The sequence below is a fragment of the uncultured Thiodictyon sp. genome (assembly GCA_903837595.1).
Classification (GTDB): domain Bacteria; phylum Pseudomonadota; class Gammaproteobacteria; order Chromatiales; family Chromatiaceae; genus Thiodictyon.
Genome location: CAILVI010000493.1, coordinates 1 through 4358 on the forward strand (window position 1 = coordinate 1; position 4358 = coordinate 4358).

At 62.8% G+C, this 4358-nt stretch carries 6 protein-coding genes; 2 read left to right on the plus strand and 4 right to left on the minus strand.

Going from position 1 to position 4358, the window contains the following annotated elements:
- Positions 1-143 precede the first annotated feature (143 nt).
- Positions 144-767, minus strand: a complete 624-nt coding sequence (locus QZY44_RS29590) for an RES family NAD+ phosphorylase (protein ID WP_295456234.1) — start codon at positions 765-767, stop codon at positions 144-146.
- Positions 768-816: 49 nt separating this feature from the next.
- Positions 817-1491: a hypothetical protein gene (locus tag QZY44_RS29595; protein WP_295456236.1), complete on the minus strand. Its 675-nt coding sequence runs from the start codon at positions 1489-1491 to the stop codon at positions 817-819.
- A 396-nt stretch (positions 1492-1887) separates the two neighbouring features.
- Here QZY44_RS29595 and QZY44_RS29600 point away from each other — a divergent pair, with 396 nt between their 5' ends.
- Complete coding sequence (locus tag QZY44_RS29600) at positions 1888-2211, plus strand: integration host factor subunit alpha (protein WP_295456239.1); 324 nt, start codon at positions 1888-1890, stop codon at positions 2209-2211.
- Positions 2212-2274: 63 nt separating this feature from the next.
- Here QZY44_RS29600 and QZY44_RS29605 read toward each other — a convergent pair whose 3' ends face one another.
- Positions 2275-2538 carry a hypothetical protein gene (locus QZY44_RS29605; RefSeq protein WP_295456241.1) on the minus strand — a complete coding sequence of 88 codons (264 nt, stop codon included), beginning with the start codon at positions 2536-2538 and terminating at the stop codon, positions 2275-2277.
- Between the two features lie 356 nt (positions 2539-2894).
- A complete protein-coding gene (locus tag QZY44_RS29610) occupies positions 2895-3326 on the minus strand; it encodes a hypothetical protein (protein WP_295456243.1) in 432 nt (143 codons plus the stop codon).
- A 325-nt stretch (positions 3327-3651) separates the two neighbouring features.
- Between QZY44_RS29610 and QZY44_RS29615 the strand changes: the two genes are divergently transcribed.
- Entirely contained in the window at positions 3652-4176 is a 525-nt protein-coding gene (locus QZY44_RS29615; RefSeq protein WP_295456245.1) for a chlororespiratory reduction 6 domain-containing protein, read from the plus strand.
- The last annotated feature ends 182 nt before the right edge of the window (positions 4177-4358 follow it).

The following is a 4358-nucleotide window of genomic DNA, read 5'->3' on the forward strand; positions in this document are numbered from 1 at the left end:
GGTGAAACGGATGCACCGGCAGGCCTTGGTCGCGCCCTACGGGGCGACGCTCCTGCGTTTCCGCCCAGAGCCGAAATGCGCCGCTTTGGACGAACGCGTCAGTGGGATCGGGTAGCCAGACGGCGTGAAGAATCGGCATTGGCTTAAACGAGGCCCCAACCCTGCGCGTCGAGGATGTCCAGGATGTCGCCGCCGGTCTCGCTGCACTGCCACTGGGCCAAGGGGCCGAGGTCTTCCTCCTGCAAGTGGCCCCGGCAGCGATCAAAGAGTGCGGTGTTTTCGTGGTCCGGCAGCAATCGGGAGGGGTAGATGATGCCGTCGAGTGCGGCCGGCGCGTCATAGACCCAGCGCGACCAGCGCTGGGGGAGGGCGTAATCGACGGTTGCCAAGAGCCTTACGTCCAGATTGAGCGCTGCCAACCCGGCCCCCTGCAACAAGCCCAGTTGCAGCTCCGTGCCGGTACTGATGCGGTAGAGATGGCGCTCAGTCAACTCAGTCACGGTCACGAACTTATCCGTGGCCGGTGGATAGCTTACCGACACGTCGTGGCCGAAGGTTTCGGCGAAGGCCGTCTCGGGCGCGTCGGCGACGTAGAGCACGCCGTAGGTGTCGAGCGGATCGTTCCAGCGGGCAGCGGAACCGGTGGAAAAGTGCAGGGCACTACCATAACGGCGATGGGAGATGCGGTACCAGACGGTGCCGGCGCCCAGGCGGCGCGATTTCAGCTTGCCGTGACCATCGACAGGGGGTGGGCCGACGTCGTTCATCGCGCCTCCGACAGACGCCAGCCGGAGCCACCGCGGTGTGGCTGGTCGATCATCGGGCCACCTGGATACCGAACTGGCGCGCCTTACGCGCCACCAGGGCGCATACCGCCGCGTCGCCGGTACGCAGTGCGGCGATGGGGGTCGCTCCCGTCTGCGCGTCCAGGTCCCGATCCGGAGTCAGGAAAAAACGGACCTTGGCCGGTGCGCTGTCGGTATCGAGCAGCGCCAGCACGGCGTCGAGCCCCGTGACGATCCGGTTGGCTTCGGTATCGAACTGAAAGGCCGGATAGACCCCGTGCTCACCCTGGGGCAGCACCAGCAACTTGCCCCGGGCGGCACGCTTGCGCACCGCATCCGGCGTGATGCCAAGCAGTGCCGCGACCTCGGCGGCGGTGTAGACGCCACCCGCACGCTCCAGCAGCTTGTGCAAGGCCAATTGCCCACGCAGGCGCAGCCGGGTCTCTTTGGACGCCAGCGGGTCGGTGCGTAACGCCCGCATCATGAGTTCGGCCAGCAATGTCTGATCATCCTGGGCGAGCAGATCCAGATCACGACCGGCCGCGCCCAACGACTCGGACATACCGAGCAGTTCCCGCATGAAGGCCGTGGTGGCGCGGGCGAACAGGGCCGAGGCCTCCGGCTGGGAGCCCAGGCGGGCCTGGGCCTCGTGGACGCAGTGCGTCAGGCGCGTCGCGGCATCGCGGGGAAGTCGGTCGGTCAGCATGGTTTGCTACTATGGCTTGTCCTGGATGCTTTAGTATAGCGGACAAACACGAGCGCGGGTGGCGCAGTCAGTCGCCCTTGGCGCATCAGCGGGAACAGCGTCATCATGCCGAGCGTCCCGACGACCGTGAACGGGATCGGCACCTCACGGCGACGGTAGAGCGTATCCACGCCCGATTTGGTGCCGGCGCCCTGCAACCGCGGCCTGTCCGTCACGGACCCTATGGACCCAGCCCGCTGCCTGGACGAAACGCCAGAGCGCCGAAATAACCCCGCGTTAAGATTGATGTTATAGGCGTTTTCTTAGACACTTGCGAGCCAGGCAGAGGCCCACGCGGTGGGCCGCGTGGTGCCCCGCGTTGAATCCATTTCTGCACACGACGACGGGAGTAAGAGGATGGCCTTGACCAAAGCCGACATAGCAGAGCACCTGCTCGAGGAGCTTGGGCTCAACAAGCGTGAGGCCAAAGACCTCGTCGATAGCTTTTTCGAGGAGATCCGCAAATCCCTGGAACGTGGTGAGGAGGTCAAGCTGTCCGGCTTTGGCAATTTTGCGCTGCGCGAGAAGAAGGAGCGCCCGGGGCGCAATCCGAAGACCGGTGAGGAGATCCCGATCACCGCCCGCCGGGTCGTGTCGTTCCATACGAGCGAAAAACTCAAGGCGCGGGTGAAAGACGATGCTGGCACCCAGGTCGGCGCATCTTCTGCCGATTCGGTGTAACCCGTTTCGCCCGGCAAGCCATTCAGGGCGAGGGATAGCGCGGGACGGCGCAGCCGACCAAGTTTACCTGGCAGTTTCGGGGAGCGCCGGGGGGACCGCGTCAGCGGTCAGGGGATTCGTCACCAGCGGCGTTGTTGGGCCTACCTCCAACCGACCGGAGCATGAGTCAGAGGGTGCGGCAAGGTCGGCCAGCAGTTGGGGCAGATAGACCCGGGCAAGCGCGCGCTGATTGGCGGTGTAGCGCCGCGGGACAAGTCCCCAAGTCTTGCCACGCTCGGAGGGTTGGGGGTTGTTGGCACTGTCGCTGGGGGGCTGCTGCGGTTTCATGGGAGCGCTCCTGGTCTCACTGGTGAGACTAAATGGGGGCGCCAGACAAAACGCAAAAGTCGTGAAAATCGGGGCGCATAGTGGTGCCCGAACCGCACGCAAGACCCTTTCGGCACGCCTTTTCGGCCGGAAACCTCGATCCAAGGGGGTTTCCGGCTGCCAATTGGTGGCCCGCGAATGCCGATGAGAGCGTCATCGCTGCAATAAGACCGCTCGCAATTTTCAACTTTTTTGCCATGGCCCATTCATTCCTGATAGGTCGGGCAGGCTATTTTAGACCATCCGTGTTATTTTCACCGCGCGAGAAACAAGCCATGTATACGGCTCTCCGTGGCGGCTTCGCTCTCATTCAAGCTTTATGCGACGACCACCACCCGCGCTCGATCGGTCACAACGACCAGCAACTCCTTTCCCCGGCCTTGGCGCGGGGCAATATTGAGACCCGCTTGACGGATCGCCAGTGCCTCAGCGGTGGCACCATCCAGAGAGCCCCAGCAGACCGGTTCAGACGGGCCAGGGGCGTCCGAGAGCCAGCCCAGGACGACCCATGCGGCCGGGGACTTTTCAGGCTCCCAGGCACCGGCATAGCTCGGTACGCCGTACGCCAGGCGCCAAGTGCCGGGCTCCCATTCCACCAGGGCCAAGACCAAGCGCCACCCCTGATCGGCATCAGCGGTGCCAAGGACTGCATCTATCCGCTCCAGCAGTTCGGCTTTCGTCAGCAGGCCAGACGTCACCTTGGCGGCGGCGTGTTTGGTCGTAGAGGTGCTAATCCTTTGGGCTAACATATTCGTGTTTCCATGTAGTGTGCGTCAGTGTGCAGACTACTCTTTATATTCATGGCCGCAAGAAAATTAATGTTAATCTTTTGTTAAATGTCAGTCGCTTACCTTCAAATTAAGTTAATAGTTTTTATTGACGTTTTGGTTTCGGTTTAGGTATGCCCACACCATTAAACGTGGTTAAACGGAGCCTGAGCAGCCCAGAACCGGGCCTTAACGCGGTTTTCCGTTCCACTGCGCCTCAAATCCCGTCTGCATCGGCATCGCGCGGGTGCTGGCGGGCGGGTTGGCGGATAATCCGGGACCTCGATAGCCGTGGACCACTGACGACATGCCCAAGAAGCCCAAGTACCCGCGCGCCCGCCTCTCGCCCGCCAAGGACCAGATCCTGGCGATCGCCATCATGCGCGAGTCGGTGGTAACACACGACATCCGGCCCCTGCTCGACAAGCTCTTGCCACTGGCCGCTACCCGTGAGATCGCCATGCGCTGGGAAGGCAAGGTGACTTTCTACTTCGACGGCTGGGATAACGACCCGCGCGAGACCGCGGAGATCCCTGAGATCCGCGCCTACTTCATGGACGTGACGGCCGAGTTTCCTTACTGGTTCCACTTCGTGGAGAAGGTCGGGGATACCTTCTGGCACGTCCTGCGCCTGCTGTGCCGGGGCCACCGCGAGCAAACCCAGCCGGGGCTGATCGGCTGGCAGTTCGATGATCACAAAGAACTGTTCCGCCAGATCAATTTGCAATTCGGGTACATGAACGGGCTCTACGATCAACTGGGCCTGCCCGACGAGATGAACCAGCGGGTCTCGCAGGAGATCGCACAGTTGATCGAGTGCTCGCTGCAGTGAGCAGGACGGGATCTATCCCTGCGCAGACTTGATGCCGGCCGGCCGGTCTGTGCCGGCGCCCGTGCTAACCTCATGACCAGTTTCCCTTGTCGAGCACCAGGACCATGAGCACCGTGCCCCCGCGCTGGATCATGCACCTGGACATGGACGCCTTCTACGCCGCGGTCGAGCAGCGCGACAAC